The 15,493-nt window shown below is 41.0% G+C and carries 15 protein-coding genes and 1 tRNA gene; 12 read left to right on the top strand and 4 right to left on the bottom strand.

Translation table 11 applies throughout. From position 1 onward, the window contains the following. Positions 1-13 precede the first annotated feature (13 nt). Together purN and purM are read right to left on the bottom strand one after the other, a co-directional pair. Positions 14-658, bottom strand: coding sequence for a phosphoribosylglycinamide formyltransferase (gene purN / locus Q4557_RS17410; protein ID WP_303414276.1), 645 nt, complete (start codon positions 656-658; stop codon positions 14-16). Continuing rightward, entirely contained in the window at positions 659-1,696 is a 1,038-nt protein-coding gene (purM, locus tag Q4557_RS17405) for a phosphoribosylformylglycinamidine cyclo-ligase (protein ID WP_102440497.1), read from the bottom strand. It abuts the gene before it with no gap. 241 nt (positions 1,697-1,937) lie between these two features. On the opposite strand from purM, the gene upp reads away from it, so the two are divergent. Continuing rightward, positions 1,938-2,564, top strand: coding sequence for a uracil phosphoribosyltransferase (gene upp, locus Q4557_RS17400; RefSeq protein WP_076536836.1), 627 nt, complete (start codon positions 1,938-1,940; stop codon positions 2,562-2,564). A gap of 76 nt (positions 2,565-2,640) precedes the next feature. Here the strand turns inward: upp and Q4557_RS17395 are convergent, their stop codons facing one another. Next, positions 2,641-3,960, bottom strand: coding sequence for a Na+/H+ antiporter family protein (locus Q4557_RS17395; protein ID WP_102476130.1), 1,320 nt, complete (start codon positions 3,958-3,960; stop codon positions 2,641-2,643). 410 nt (positions 3,961-4,370) lie between these two features. On the opposite strand from Q4557_RS17395, the gene Q4557_RS17390 reads away from it, so the two are divergent. Continuing rightward, a complete protein-coding gene (locus Q4557_RS17390; protein ID WP_102440499.1) occupies positions 4,371-4,976 on the top strand; it encodes a peroxiredoxin in 606 nt (201 codons plus the stop codon). Positions 4,977-5,100: 124 nt separating this feature from the next. Here the strand turns inward: Q4557_RS17390 and rnt are convergent, their stop codons facing one another. Further along, positions 5,101-5,808: a ribonuclease T gene (gene rnt, locus Q4557_RS17385; RefSeq protein ID WP_102440500.1), complete on the bottom strand. Its 708-nt coding sequence runs from the start codon at positions 5,806-5,808 to the stop codon at positions 5,101-5,103. Between the two features lie 139 nt (positions 5,809-5,947). Between rnt and Q4557_RS17380 the strand changes: the two genes are divergently transcribed. The 10 genes from Q4557_RS17380 (at position 5,948) to Q4557_RS17335 (ending at position 15,423) form a co-directional block, all read left to right on the top strand. Beyond that, positions 5,948-6,817: an OmpA family protein gene (locus Q4557_RS17380; protein ID WP_303414269.1), complete on the top strand. Its 870-nt coding sequence runs from the start codon at positions 5,948-5,950 to the stop codon at positions 6,815-6,817. A gap of 637 nt (positions 6,818-7,454) precedes the next feature. Then, the gene (locus Q4557_RS17375) at positions 7,455-9,629 is read left to right on the top strand and encodes a prolyl oligopeptidase family protein (protein ID WP_102476131.1); all 2,175 of its coding nucleotides are present in this window, start codon (positions 7,455-7,457) and stop codon (positions 9,627-9,629) included. Between the two features lie 279 nt (positions 9,630-9,908). Next, positions 9,909-10,310 (top strand): tol-pal system-associated acyl-CoA thioesterase, encoded by a 402-nt coding sequence (gene ybgC / locus Q4557_RS17370; protein WP_102440503.1) that lies wholly within the window; start codon positions 9,909-9,911, stop codon positions 10,308-10,310. Beyond that, positions 10,300-10,989, top strand: coding sequence for a protein TolQ (gene tolQ / locus Q4557_RS17365; protein WP_076536823.1), 690 nt, complete (start codon positions 10,300-10,302; stop codon positions 10,987-10,989). The genes ybgC and tolQ overlap by 11 nt, the downstream gene beginning before the upstream one ends. Further along, the gene (gene tolR, locus Q4557_RS17360) at positions 10,980-11,414 is read left to right on the top strand and encodes a protein TolR (RefSeq protein WP_102436497.1); all 435 of its coding nucleotides are present in this window, start codon (positions 10,980-10,982) and stop codon (positions 11,412-11,414) included. The genes tolQ and tolR overlap by 10 nt, the downstream gene beginning before the upstream one ends. A 4-nt stretch (positions 11,415-11,418) precedes the next feature. Continuing rightward, entirely contained in the window at positions 11,419-12,351 is a 933-nt protein-coding gene (gene tolA, locus Q4557_RS17355; RefSeq protein ID WP_102436501.1) for a cell envelope integrity protein TolA, read from the top strand. A 9-nt stretch (positions 12,352-12,360) separates the two neighbouring features. Further along, on the top strand, positions 12,361-13,689 hold the full coding sequence (tolB, locus tag Q4557_RS17350; RefSeq protein WP_102476132.1) for a Tol-Pal system beta propeller repeat protein TolB: 1,329 nt from the start codon (positions 12,361-12,363) through the stop codon (positions 13,687-13,689). Positions 13,690-13,707: 18 nt separating this feature from the next. Then, positions 13,708-14,256, top strand: a complete 549-nt coding sequence (gene pal, locus Q4557_RS17345; RefSeq protein WP_303414265.1) for a peptidoglycan-associated lipoprotein Pal — start codon at positions 13,708-13,710, stop codon at positions 14,254-14,256. Between the two features lie 64 nt (positions 14,257-14,320). After that, complete coding sequence (gene ybgF / locus Q4557_RS17340) at positions 14,321-15,046, top strand: tol-pal system protein YbgF (RefSeq protein ID WP_303414262.1); 726 nt, start codon at positions 14,321-14,323, stop codon at positions 15,044-15,046. Positions 15,047-15,347: 301 nt separating this feature from the next. Further along, positions 15,348-15,423 (top strand) — tRNA-Lys (locus Q4557_RS17335). Positions 15,424-15,493: the final 70 nt, after the last annotated feature.

Here is a 15,493-nt window from a genome sequence, read left to right as displayed (position 1 = left end):
AAGTTAACGTGATTTAGTCTGGTGCGTAACCATGCACGCCAATCACTTTATCATCTAAATAGGCGATGTTATCCACCATTTTTAAACGCTGTAAGCTGAACCACTTAACGACCAGTGGGTAAATAGCATGCTCTTGTTCATGTACACGTGCTGCAAGCGTATCAACATCATCTTCTTCATAAACCGGTACTTTAGCCTGCAAAATCACAGGCCCAGCGTCAAGCTGCGGAATAACAAAGTGCACACTGGCGCCATGTTCAGCATCTTTGGCATCTATGGCTCTTTGATGGGTATTTAATCCAGTGTATTTAGGCAATAAAGAGGGATGGATGTTGATCATCTTTCCCAGATATTGGCTAACAAATTCATCAGATAAAATCCGCATAAAGCCAGCAAGTACAATTAAGTCAGGTTGATATTTCTCGATGGCTTGCTTCAGGCGTTGATCATATTGGACTCGAGTTTCATCTTTGCGTGCAATAACGCAGCTAGTATCAATTTCACTCTGATGCGCACGGATTAATCCATAGGCATCAGGCTTGTTACTAATTACGCCGACTACCTCAGCACTGACATTGTCATCGCAACCATCAATAATGGCTTGTAAATTACTGCCATTACCTGAGATGAGTACTAAAACACGACAGCAATCAGTCATCTAGTTAATCTCCACTTGCTCTTCGTCGCCTTGACGAGTTGCAATTTCACCGATTAACCAAGCGTTTTCACCTTCAGCTTGTAGCAAGGTTAATGCGGCATCAACTTGCTCTGCTGGTAAGGCGATTATCATGCCTACACCGCAGTTAAAGGTGCGGTACATTTCAAATTGTTCAATGTTGCCGTTTTCCATTAACCAATCGAAAACCACAGGCCACTGCCAAGAATCACCTTTGACAACTGCTTTGCAATCGTTTGGCAGTACACGAGGAATATTTTCCCAGAAGCCACCGCCAGTGATATGAGCCATGGCATGCACTTCTGTTTGTTCAAGCAGCTTTAAAAGCGGCTTAACATAAATTCTTGTTGGTTCTAACAGATGATCGATTAGCGGCTTACCGGCTAAATCTTGCTTAGGATCCGCTTTGCTTACTTCAAGTACTTTACGAATTAAAGAATATCCATTTGAATGAGGACCAGTAGAACCCAGAGCAATTAACGCATCGCCTGATTTTACTTTAGTACCATCGATGAGGTTTTCTTTTTCAGCAACGCCAACACAAAAGCCTGCTAAATCGTAATCTTCACCTTCGTACATACCTGGCATTTCAGCAGTTTCACCACCGATTAATGCACAACCAGACTGAAAACAGCCTTCTGCAATGCCATTAACAACTGAAGTTGCTGTTTCGACATCAAGCTTGCCTGTTGCGTAGTAATCAAGGAAGAATAAAGGCTCTGCACCAGATACGATTAGGTCATTAACACACATAGCAACTAAATCAACACCGACAGTGTCATGCTTTTTGTAATCAATGGCTAAACGCAGTTTTGTACCAACACCGTCAGTACCAGAAACTAATACAGGGTGTTTATATTTAGTTGGTAGCTCGCATAGCGCGCCAAAACCACCTAAATTGCCCATAACTTCAGGACGATGAGTGCGTTTTACTGCAGTTTTAATGTTATCTACTAATGCATTACCAGCATCGATATCAACGCCAGCGTCTTTGTAACTAAGTGGTGTAGGAGTAGTCACGGAGGATCCTCTAGGGTACATCGTTTTATGGGATTTTATGCGGCGATATTCTAACAGCTTGTGATCGTCGTCGAAAGCCATCATTTGGATTTATGCGCCCATGAAAACAGTTTTCTGTAATAGTTTTATTGTTTTAGCGTGAGATTGTTTGCAAATATGAAACTTTATGTTTTCTAATGAGGATAAATAAACTAAAATTTGAAGAATTTGCGAAAAATATCTCATCAATAGGAGTGCAAAAATGAAAGTCGTTGAAGTTAAACACCCGCTAATCCGCCATAAAGTGGGTTTAATGCGTGAAGCTGATATTAGTACTAAAAGATTTCGTGAGCTTGCTACTGAAGTCGGTAGTTTATTAACTTATGAAGCCACTTCTGATTTTGAAACTGAAAAAGTAACCATCCCTGGCTGGAACGGCCCTGTTGAAATTGAGCAAATAAAAGGTAAAAAGGTGACAGTGGTACCTATTCTGCGTGCTGGTCTTGGCATGATGGATGGTGTCTTAGAGCATATGCCTAGCGCTAAAATTTCAGTTGTGGGTATTTACCGTGATGAAGAAACACTTGAGCCAGTGCCATATTTTGACAAGTTAGTCAGTAATGTTGATGAGCGTGTTGCCATTGTGGTTGATCCAATGCTTGCTACTGGTGGCTCAATGATTGCGACTATCGATTTACTAAAAAGCCGTGGCTGTGTGTCTATTAAAGCATTAGTGCTTGTGGCGGCCCCTGAAGGTATTAAAGCACTAGAAGCTGCCCATCCTGATATTGAATTATACACTGCCGCTATTGATGACTGCCTAAATGAGCAAGGTTATATTTTACCTGGTTTAGGTGATGCTGGTGATAAGATATTTGGTACTAAGTAACTAACCTCTGTTACTAACATTGTTAAGCAATAAAAAGGGAGCCAATTGGCTCCCTTTTTATTGCTTATTTTATTAACTACAAAACCATCGCAGCAATCCAACCAAATGCGATTAACGGAATGTTGTAATGAATAAAGGTTGGGATAACACTGTCACGAATATGATCGTGCTGGCCATCAGCATTCAAGCCTGCTGTTGGGCCTAAGGTTGAGTCCGATGCAGGAGAGCCCGCATCACCTAATGCAGCGGCTGTGCCCACCAAGGCGATTGTAGCCGCCACTGAAAAGCCAAATGTCATTGCTAATGGAACATAAATCGTAGCAATAATTGGGATGGTAGAGAAAGAAGAGCCAATCCCCATGGTAATTAATAAGCCGACAACAAGCATCAATAGTGCGGCAAGCGCTTTATTATCGCCAATGATGTCGCCTAATGAAGTCACTAGGGTGCTGACTTCACCTGTTGATTTTACCACAGCAGCAAAACCTGCAGCTGCAATCATGATGAAGCCGATATTGGCCATCATTAGCACGCCTTGGTTAAACATATCTTGCCTCACATCCGCTTTGATAATGCCTGAGAAGCGGAAAATGAGAAAGCCCGTCAAGGCGCCAAAAATCATTGAATCAGTTTGTAGCTGCACCACTAAGGTTGCAAAAATGGCGAATAAAGAAATCACGATAGTTTTCTTGTTGATACTCACTGTTTTTTCTGTGGACTCGACATCTTTAATTTCATACTGGCGTGGTTTACGGTAAGTGATAAATACCGCTATTAATAAGCCAGTGATCATTCCAAGAGCGGGTAGCATCATTGCCATTGGAATTTGCTCTTTAACAGCGCCAAGGCCGTTATTGTTTAAATTAGCTAACAAGATGTCATTTAAGAAAATACCACCAAAACCAATGGGTAAAATCATGTAGGTGGTAACTAAGCCAAAAGTGATGATACAAGCCACTAAGCGGCGATCAATGTTGAGCTTACTTAATACATGTAATAGTGGCGGAATTAAAATGGGAATAAAGGCGATATGAATAGGTAAAATATTTTGCGAGCTAATGGCCATGATTAATATTGACGCTAAGATCAACCAACGAACCACTAAGGTATTGGTGCTGTTTGGTTCTTTTCCCACTTTTTTAATGATGTTGTGGGAAATGAGCGTGGTTAAACCTGAGTGTGATAGCGCAGCAGCAAAGGCACCTAAAAGTGCATAACTTAACGCAATTTGTGCTCCGCCACCGAGACCATTATTAAAAGCGGTGATGGTTTGATGTATATCTAATCCACCAAATAGGCCAGCCGCGAGGGCACTAATGGTGAGCGCGATGACAACATTCACACGCATAAGACTTAATGCGAGCATTAAGGTGACAGCAATTACGACGGCATTCATATTAATTAATTCTTATTGAGTTGTGTTTTAGATAATTATTCTGAGCTTATTCTTATCTGTATAGGTATACATGTCCAGTTTATCTCTAACGAGTTTAAATGTTTTGCCTGCTTGTGATTGGGGTTTATGATTCTTGTAACAAGGCTTGTGAGGATGTTATTTTTATTCTTCATGTCACAGAATCTTTTTAATATGGAGCATTTATCAGCAGCTGAAATACTTTTCAGCATAAAGGGCTTATCTCTTTTATCAATAACGGGTAAGGTATAGCTCAAATATGAGAACAATATATCTATTTAGGTATGCATTAATGCGAGCTATCTCGCATATTGCTGCAGTTCGGGTATAATGCCATCCAGATTAACAGGCATTGTTTTAAATTTTTTTCAATCCATAGATGGAGATATAAAATGAGCGTATTAGTAGGCCGTCCGGCCCCAGATTTTACTGCCGCTGCGGTTCTTGGTACTGGTGAAATCGTTGATAGCTTCAACCTAGCGACTGCTATTAAAGGTAAGCAAGCTGTTGTTTTCTTTTACCCACTTGATTTCACTTTCGTGTGTCCTTCTGAGTTGATCGCATTTGATCACCGTATTGAAGAATTCACTAAACGCGGTGTTGAAGTTATTGGTGTTTCAATTGACTCTCAGTTCTCACACAACGCTTGGAGAAATACTTCAGTAGATAAAGGCGGTATTGGTGAAGTTAACTACACGTTAGTTGCTGACGTTAAGCATGAAATCTGTAAAGCTTACGATGTTGAGCATCCAGAAGCTGGTGTTGCTTTCCGTGCGTCTTTCTTAATCGACAAAGAAGGTCAAGTCCGCCATCAAGTTGTTAACGATCTACCACTAGGCCGTAACGTTGATGAAATGCTACGTATGATCGATGCATTACAATTCCACGAAGAGCACGGTGAAGTTTGTCCTGCTGGTTGGGAAAAAGGCGACAAGGGTATGACTGCAACCACTGAAGGTGTTGCTTCTTACTTAAAAGATAATTCTGACCAGCTTTAAGTAATTAGCTAGTTAGATCTAAAAAAGCTGCCCAATGGCAGCTTTTTTGTTATTGGGACTTAATTAGTCCACAGTTTCTCTTTTTTAAAGCTGTTATATTTTTGCAAACAGCTAACATGCATGACTACTGAGCTGTAGGTGTTATCGCAGTCACAGCACTGGTATCAAGCTCTGCAGAAGAATCTTCAGTGTCTTCTGCAACTGGCATAGGCCAGCCACCTAACGCTTTCCATCGATTGACGATATAGCAAAAAAGTTCAGCAGTACGTTCAGTATCATATAAGGCGGAATGCGCTTCTTTATTATCAAAATCAATGCCGGCCATTTTACAGGCTTTGGCTAATACCGTATGACCAATAGCAAGACCTGCAAGAGTTGCGGTGTCAAAGGTCGCAAAAGGGTGGAATGGCGACCGTTTTAAATCATTTCGCTCAATGGCTTTATTTACAAAGCCAATATCAAATGCTGCATTATGGGCAACGATAATACAGCGATGACAGTCAGCAGCTTTTTGCGCTTTTTTAACCATCTTGAATATTTCTAGAAATGCTTGTTTTTCGTCAATAGCACCACGTAATGGATTGGTTGGATCAATCCCATTAAATGCTAAGGCTTCTGGTTCAAGATTGGCACCTTCAAAAGGCTCGATATGAAAGTGAATGGTTTTATCCAATTCGATTACGCCATCATCATTCATTTTAAGGGTGGTGACAGCTATTTCTAGCAACGCATCAGTTGCAGCATTAAATCCCGCAGTCTCGACATCGATAACTACAGGGAAGTAACCTCTAAAGCGGTGTTTGAATTTGTTTGCGTCGCAGATATCGCTCATTAAAAACCTCATTCTTCATTCTGGCGGCTATTATGCTAAAAGTGCGCCTCGGTGTCATGTTTGATCGGCGAATAATTCTGCTAAAGGAAAATTAAATACTGCCGATAAAAAATATGTGATCAGCAATCGGGATGTTTTTATGTGGCGTAAATTACTTTTAGTAAGCAGTTTTTGTTTTGTATCTTCAGCACAAGCTGATTTACAACAATATGTTGCGACTCTTGATGACTCTATGTGGCGCCTAAGCGAAAATAGCCCGATAGAGTGTCGGCTTGAACATGACATCCCTGCATACGGCAAAGCTATTTTCACTAGTCGTGCTGGTAAAGACTTAAATTTGAACTTTAGTCTTGATATGTGGAATAAACCCGATCAAATCACCGAGGCGCAACTGATAAGTAAAGCGCCCCAATGGCGCCCAGGCGTTAATGCAAAAGAGATCACCACCTTAACTTACCATAAGCAGTTTAACGGTGAAGTGCCACGTAAAGCAGCTTGGTCGATGCTGACTGAATTAAGTAAAGGCATGCAGCCGACTTTTTATTATGCTGATTGGTATAACCGCACTGATAAAGTCGCGGTAGGGTTATCAGCAGCTAATTTTGGTGGTGAATATCGTCAATTCCGTTCTTGTTTGGCTACGCTATTACCTTATAGTTTTGACGATATCGCATTTACTGTACTTAACTATGAAGCAGGCGGCACCGCATTAACCCGTTTCTCTAAGCTTCAATTAAACCGAGTGCAGGAATACTTATCTTATGACTCTGATGTTGAGCTAGTGTTTGTTGACGCTTATACCGATAGTTATGGTGGGCGTTCGGTTAACCAAAGGGTATCGGATAGACGGGCCGATTCTGTGGCTGATTTATTAGTTGCCAGTGGCATTGAGCAAAGCAGAATCCATAAAACCGGTCACGGTGAAAGACGCCATGTTGCATCGAATCAACTCTCTGAAGAAAGAGATCGTAACCGTCGAGTAGTGATTAAAATTTCTAAAACGATTTAACCTACAGATGATAAATTTTCTAATTGGCTTAGTCGGGTGATTAGGCCTTTTTTGTCTCTACTATTTCTGTATTATTCTCGAAAAATAGGCAAAAAAATACCCGCTTAAAGTAAGCGGGCAAACAATTTGTATTCACAAATTCAAGGAAGGAAGTCAAGCATAAGAACCAGGGGTAAGTTGAGGTATTGGGATACATCAACTAGAAGTTCTTGGTTTTCTATAACTCAGTAAGCTATGTCAACTTAATAAGCTATGTCCTGAAAACAAGGCGTATATTAGAGACTTTGCTCTAAGCTGACAAACTAGAAAAATTTCGACTTCGGATTAAAAAAACTAATGTGACTTTAGGTTGAGCTTTAGCGTTTAAGCACCCATTTATGAAGTAATAGCGCTATAAGTAAATGAATAATCATCTGGCGTGCATATTTAGTCGAAAGTGTGCGGTATTGGATGATAATCAATTGTTAAGTTATTCAATTAAAGTACCTGGCTAATTATTTTTATTCGAAATTATCTTGTGATAAGCCTATGAAATAGTCTTGTAATCCCTAAATAAATACAGATTTTCGCAATAATTATATTTTGAGGTATATTACTTTCAGGCATGAAGCCACAATGCAAAAAAAGGTTGCTTAAAATGATAATAAAAATGCCCTTATTACAGGGTTCACTACTCTCCATTGTCCTTGGAACTGCACTTACTGCTTGTCAACACGCACCAGACTCTACGGTAGAACAAGTCACAAGTACCACTAAATATTCTTATCCAAATACAGTCGAACAAGATTTGGTTGAAACACTACACGGTGTGAGTGTTGCCGATCCTTTCAGACATTTAGAGCAAAATACACCAGAAACTGAACAGTGGGTTAAACAACAACAAGATTTTGGTAGCCAGTATTTAAATAACATTAACAACAAGCAAGCTGTGGTTGATCGCATTACAGCATTATGGAATTTTGAGAAAGTGTCAGCGCCATTTGAAAATGGCTCAAATACTTTTTTCTATCAAAATGACGGGTTGCAGTCACAGTCTGTGTTGTATGTAACTGATAAAGCTGGCAATACCAAAGAATTACTTAACCCCAATACACTTTCTGAAAACGGTACCGTTGCGCTATCTGGTGTTTCGGTCAGTAATGACGGTAAAACACTGGCCTACGGCGTTTCAAAATCTGGATCTGACTGGCAGCAGTGGCAGTTCATTGATATTGCCTCAGGCGCAGCGCTGGCCGATAAACTGCAGTGGATTAAGTTTTCAACCGCCACGTGGGACGCCAATAACCAAGGTGTTTATTATTCTCGCTATGATGCACCAGCCGGTGGCGATGCACTTGCTGATGTCAATTTTAATCAAAAAGTGTATTACCACAAAATTGGTACCCAGCAAGCTGAAGATATACTTATTTATGAGCGCCCACAAAACAAAGATTGGGGCTTTGGGGCTGAAATAACCGAAAAGGGCGACTACTTATTATTAACTGTCTCTCAAGGCACTGATAGCCGCAATCGGTTCTTCTATAAGTCACTGCAATCTGCTGATGCTGAAGTGGTTGAGTTAATCACCGATTTAGAAGCTCAATATGTTTTCCTTGGTAATGATGAAGAGCATTTCTATTTTAAGACAGATTTAGATGCGCCAAATGGAAAAGTTATTGAGATAAATATTAATCGTCCAGAAAAAGCCCATTGGCAAACCATTATCCCTGAGTCTAGCGATCCCATTAACGATATTGCGATTGTCCATGATCATTTTGTAGTGAGTTACCTACATGATGTATTAGGTAAAGTATCGATATACGGTTTAAATGGCACCAAAAGGCAAGATGTTGCGCTTCCAGGTAAAGGCCGTGTTTTAGGACCATACGGAAAACGCAGTAAAGATTATTTCTATTTTGCCTTCAATAGCTATGTGCAACCGCAAACGATTTATAAATTTGATTTTAGAAGCGGTGAAACCAGTTTATATAATCAGCCTAAAGTTTCGTTTAATCCCGATGACTACGTTTCTGAGCAAGTGTTTTATACCAGTAAAGATGGCACCCGTATTCCAATGATGGTGTCTTATAAAAAAGGGGTAACCCTTAATGGCAACAACCCAACACTGCTCTATGCCTATGGTGGCTTTTCGATTTCGATGACACCACGTTTTAGCCCTGCAAATATTGCTTGGCTCGATATGGGCGGAATATATGCCGTTCCCAATATCCGCGGCGGGGCAGAATATGGCGAAAGTTGGCATCAAGCAGGCATGTTCGATAAAAAGCAGAATGTGTTTGATGACTATTATGCTGCTGCGGAATACCTGATTGATAATGGTTACACCAACAAATCAAAGTTAGGCGCTTATGGTCGCAGTAATGGTGGTTTATTGATGGGCGCGGTATTAACACAGCGACCTGATTTATTTGCCGCAGTACTGCCAGCGGTCGGTGTGCTAGATATGCTACGGTTTCAGAAGTTCACCATAGGTTGGGCCTGGGTCAGTGAATATGGCAGCGCGGATGTGGCTGAGCAATTCCCTGCATTATTAGCTTACTCTCCGTATCATAATGTCAAACCTGGGAATTATCCTGCCACTATGGTGATGACAGCAGATCATGATGACCGCGTTGTGCCACTGCATAGCTTTAAATTTGCAGCTATGATGCAAAAACATCAACAAGCAAACAAGCCGGTGATTATGCGTATTGAGTCCAATGCTGGTCATGGCTCTGGTAAACCTACTGCCATGAAAATTGATGAAGCTGCAGATATATACAGTTTCTTGTGGCACAGTTTTGGTTTAGCCATTCCCGCTAAAATTCATTAGTGATAATTTATGTTGAGATTACTATCTTGAAAGGCCTAGATTTACAGCCTATTCGTGATGTTAATCTCAATTTTTATGTTACCTAAATGTAACTGCAAAAGGCGCTAACATTAAACTTTATTCATTTGCCGCTAATATCTCTGCAAAAGCCATATTTTAATGCCAAATTAAGTCTTAAACCCTAAAATAATCCCCGTTTTGCTAGGTCGCTTTGTTCACAAGCGTGGTGGTACTCGGTATAGTAAGCCATCTTTTATTACGCAAAATTCACAATCGCTAATTATGTTTACATGGCCTATTTCTATTTATTATGAAGACACCGATGCTGGTGGTGTTGTTTATCATTCGAATTATTTAAACTTTTTCGAACGTGCTCGCACAGAGTGGTTAAAAGCTATGGGAATAAAGCAAACTGAATTGTTAGCTAATGACATTGCTTTTGTGGTGAAACATGCTGAGCTAGACTTTAAAGTTGCAGCAAGATTCGAGCAGAACTTAATTGTTGAATCTGAGCTGACAGAATTAAAAAAAGCTTCGCTGATATTTAAACAGCGATTGCTAGATGATAATGGTGTTAGCTATTGTGAAGCCACTATTGTTGTCGCTTGTATTGCTTTATCTCGAATGAGACCTAGGGCTATTCCATCCAATATTGTGCAGGAGTTTAATCGTGCAAGCTGAAATTTCTTTTATCGGTCTTTTTTTAGAGGCAAGTCTTCTCGTTAAGTTAGTGATGCTAACCTTATTATGTTTATCTATTGCCTCGTGGGCGGTAATCATTCAGCGCCGTAAATTGCTCAATTCAGCCCGCGCTAAATCAATAAAATTTGAAGATACTTTTTGGTCTGGTGTGGATTTGAATAAACTTTACAAAGAGTTGTCAATTCGTGGTGAATCATTGACAGGCCTTGAAGCATTATTTGTCGCAGGCTTTAAAGAGTACTCTCGCTTGAGTTCAGCAAACAGTAAGTCTCCTGAAGCTGTTATGGACGGCACATCAAGGGCTATGCGAGTCAGTTTATCCCGTGAAGTTGAAAAGCTTGATACTCATTTACCTTTATTAGCCACAATCGGTTCAACCAGCCCTTATATCGGCCTGTTCGGTACAGTATGGGGCATTATGAATTCATTTATTGCATTGGGCACAGTAGAAAATGCCACTTTAACTATGGTAGCGCCGGGTATTGCTGAAGCTTTGATCGCGACAGCTATGGGGTTATTTGCTGCTATTCCAGCTGTTATTGCCTATAACCGTTTCTCGACACAAGTAGAAAAACTTGAAATGGCCCACGTTAACTTTATGGAAGAATTTTCTAACATATTACAACGCCAAGCCTACAGCGAGAAGGAATCGGTGTAATGTATCAACGCAAGCGCCGCCGTCCAGTTGCCGAAATTAATGTTGTACCCTATATCGACGTAATGTTGGTGCTGCTTATTATTTTTATGGTGACAGCGCCAATTGTTTCACAAGGCGTAAAGGTGGAACTACCTCAAGGTAAAGCTGAACCATTATCGGCAGAAAGCAAACCGCCTATCGTTGCCTCAATTGATGAGTTTGGTGAATACTTTCTGAATGTGGGCAGCGGATCAAATAACGATCCACTCTCATTGGATGAAATTTCAGTGCAAGTGGGTGCAATGATCCAGCTTGAGCCAGAAAGACCTGTAGTTGTAAAAGCCGATCGTCGCATAGCATATGAAAACGTGATTCAACTCATGGTCAGCTTACAAGGTGCGGGTGTGCCTGCGGTGGGCTTAATGACTGATTCGCCTGAGGAGTAGTTTGGTGGCTGTTAAATCTGAATTAACTTTACCCGTTGTTATTTCTGCCGGCATTCATATTGGGGTAATCGTGGTGCTTGCTTTAGGCATTAGTTTTGAAGATAAACCTAAACATTTACCACAAACTCAATCTGAACCCATCGTTCAGGCCGTTGTGGTTGATCAGCAGCGTATTAATGACCATGCTGAAAAACTTAAACAACAACGAAGCGATGCCGAGCGAAAAGAAAAACAACGTCAAGCTGAAATCGATAGGCAAGCGCGCAAAGCTAGAGAAGAAGTGCGAAAAGAACAAGAACGTATTAAGCAGCTTGAAATTCAACGTAAGCAAAAAGAGCAAGAAACCATAAAAGCCAATAATGCCGCTAAGGCTGCGCAGCAAAAAGAAGCTGCAGAAAAAGCCAAAGCAGAAAAGGCCGCTGAACTTCGTAAACAGCAAGAAGCGCAGCGTATAGCTGCAGAGAAAAAAGCTGAAGAAAAGCGCCAGCGTGAAGAAGCTGCAGCTGCTAAAAAGCGTGAAGAAGACAGAAAACGTAAAGAAGAAGCTGAACGTAAACGTAAAGCCGAAGAGGCTGAGCGTGCTCGCCAGGAAAAAGAAATGGCAGATGCAATGGCTGCTGAGCAAGTTGCCTTATCTGCAACCCGTAATAAACAGGTTGTATCTGAGGTAAACAAGTATACCGCGATGATTAAATCAACTATCCAACGTAATTTGGTTGTTGATGAGTCAATGCGTGGTAAAAGTTGCCGCGTGTTAATTCGATTAGCGCCAGATGGCTTTGTTACCGCGAGTCAAACATTAAGTGGCGATCAAGTTGTTTGTCGTGCAGCGAAAGCTGCGATAAATAAAGCAGGGCGGTTACCGGTTTCTTCTGAAGCTGATGTGTATAACAAAATGAAAGAAATTAATTTAACCGTATCACCGGAATTTAATTAAAGGGGTCACATGAAGATTTTGGCAAAATGGTTAACACTATTTGTAGTTCTTGTAAGTAGCAGTGCGAATGCCGCATTAGATATCGTTATTACTGAAGGTGTTGATGCTGCAAGACCTATCGCGGTTATGCCGTTTGTATGGCAAGGTACAGGGCCAGCACCTGAGCGTATCAGTGATGTGGTGACTAGTGACTTAGCTCGCAGTGGCACATTTAGTCCGCTTGATGCGCGCAGTTTACCGCAAGCAAATATCAGCACTGTGAAAGAATTTACCTCTCAAGTGTGGAATTCAACGGCATCTGAAGCGTTATTAGTGGGCTCAATTAAGCCTTATGGCAATAATCAATATTTGGTGAGTTTTGATCTGATTGATTTAGTCAAAGCCCAGCTACAAACTGATAAAGGCCCAATGAAAAACAGTGAACTACTGCTTGAGAGCCGTGAAACTGTTATCAGTGAAGCACAGTTTAGACAATATGGTCACCGCATTAGTGACATTGTTTATGAAAAACTAACCGGTATTCGTGGGGCGTTTTTAAGTCGAGTCGCTTATGTTGTCGTTAAACAAGGTGAAAAATCTCCTTACCATTTGATGATTGCCGACTATGATGGTTATAACGAGCAAATGTTACTTCGCTCGCCAGAGCCGTTAATGTCACCAAGTTGGTCACCAGATGGCAGACGTTTAGCTTATGTGAGCTTTGAAAACCGTAAAGCGGAAATCTTTGTGCAAGATATTTATACCCAAGAGCGTACTAAAGTCAGTTCTCATCAGGGTATTAATGGCGCACCGAGTTTCTCACCAGATGGTAAAAAGCTTGCTGTGACACTATCTAAGGATGGTCAGCCTGAAATTTACGTAATCGATATTGCCAGTAAAGCGATAAAGCGCATTACTAATCATTATGCTATCGATACTGAAGCATCGTGGATGCCAGATGGAGAATCACTTATTTTTACCTCTGAGCGCGGCGGAAAACCGCAAATTTACCAAGTGAAACTCAGCACAGGTAAAATTTCACGTATGACCTTTGAAGGCGAGTGGAACTTAGGTGGCACGATCACTCCAGATGGTCGCAGTATGATTTTTGTAAACCGTACTAACGGAAAATACAATATTGCACGAATGGACTTGCAAACCCGTTTTATGCAAGTGCTGACATCAACGACCCTTGATGAGTCGCCAAGTATTGCACCAAATGGCACCATGGTTATTTATGGTACTACACACCAAGGCAAGCAAGTGCTCGCTGCGGTGTCTATGGATGGACGATTTAAAGCAAGATTACCCGCAGGTCAAGGTGAAGTTAAATCACCAGCCTGGTCACCATTTTTATAATATTAATAAGGATTTCCAATGAATCTGAATAAGTTGTTTAAAGCTATGTTAGTTGTTGTACCTGTTATGGCATTAGGTGCATGTAGCACAACTTCAGAATCTGAAACCGATGCAAGTGGTTCTACAAGTGGCTCAACCACAACTACTGGCGGTGAATACGGTTCTGGTGGTGTTGAAACAGGAGGCGTTGCACCAATCTTAACGCCTGAAGAGCAACAACGCGTAGAGCAAGAAGAATTACGCGCTCAAAATATCATTTATTTTGATTTTGACCGCAGTGAAGTACAAAGCGAAAACGCTGCCATTATTCAAGCTCATGGCAATTACTTAGTTGAGCATCCAAATCTTCGTGTATTAATTGAAGGTCATGCTGATGAGCGTGGTACACCTGAATACAATATTGCTTTAGGTGAAAGACGCGCTAAAGCTATTGCGAAATACCTTCAAAGTATGGGTGTACAACCAAGTCAAATGAGTGTTGTTAGTTATGGTGAAGAAAAGCCATTAGATTTCTCTCGAAGCGAGAGTGGTTTTGCTAAAAACCGTCGTGGTGTTTTAGTTTACTAATCATCGCGGTTGAACTTTCGTAATAGGAAGGCCAGCACTTGTTGGCCAGTTTAGGAGTTTATTGATGAAACATGCTGTTTTATTTGCTGCAATGTTTTTTGCTGCTGGTGCCACTGCTGCGCCAGCGCCGGTGCAAGATCTTGCTGGTGGTTCAAATGACGATCGTATATCTCGTCTCGAGCGTATCATTAAAGCAAAACAACAAACGGAATTTGAAGCGCAGCAGCGTTTAGATACTTTGCAACGTGAAGTGTTAGATTTGCGAGGCATTACTGAGCAGCAAGACTATCAAATTAGTCAAATGTTACAGCGTCAACGTCAGTTGTATGAAGAAATTGCTAATTTATCAGCTAGTGCCGCGGCGACTACGGTTACCGTTGCTGAAAATAATGCCGCTTCAGCAGGCCCATCTAGCTTAGGTGAAACTGCAAGTTACGAGCAAGCGGTGAATTTAGTGCTTAAAGAGCGTAAGTACGATGAGGCTATTCCTGCTTTTAGTGATTTTATTAAGCAATACCCTGATTCCACTTATTCAGCAAATGCAAATTATTGGTTAGGGCAACTGTTGTTTAATAAAGGTACCTTTACTGAAGCGAAGCAAGCTTTTGATGCAGTGGTCACTAAATACCCTAATTCTAATAAGCGTGGTGATAGTTTAGTTAAGTTAGGCATGATTGCTGAAAAAGAAGGTGATAAAGCTACCGCAACTGCTTTTTACAATCGAGTGCTTAAAGAATACACAAATAGTGCATCGGCACGTTTAGCACAGCAACAATTGTCTGCGTTGTAACCCTAATTTAACCTAAAAACAGCCTCTTAGTTTGTTTTTAGTGCAAACGGCAAAAAAACGCTAAATTGCGCTTGCATGAGCAAATGAAAAAGGTATTATAGGCGCCCTCAGAACGGAGCGACGTTCTGGGGTCATTTGAATGAGTTAGATTAACTTATTTTGATGGCAGATTGATTGAATACTATTTATAGGCTTCAATTATTCTGAAAGCTTTAAGATGGGTCGTTAGCTCAGTTGCTTGTTCAAAACAGACAGTTGGCTTTTGTTCCAATCAAGACTTTAGTGTTGATAAAACCAAGATGGGTCGTTAGCTCAGTTGGTAGAGCAGTTGGCTTTTAACCAATTGGTCGAAGGTTCGAATCCTTCACGGCCCACCACTTTTCTGAAAGTGAGATTGCCTGTTAGGCTTTAATTCAGACGTAACCCATCGTTACGTAAAACCCAGAT

It is taken from the genome of Shewanella sp. 5_MG-2023, from assembly GCF_030547465.1.
In the GTDB taxonomy this organism is placed as follows: Bacteria; Pseudomonadota; Gammaproteobacteria; order Enterobacterales; family Shewanellaceae; genus Shewanella.
Note: the sequence above shows the minus strand (reverse complement) of the source record. Positions and strands in the feature narration are given on the sequence as shown.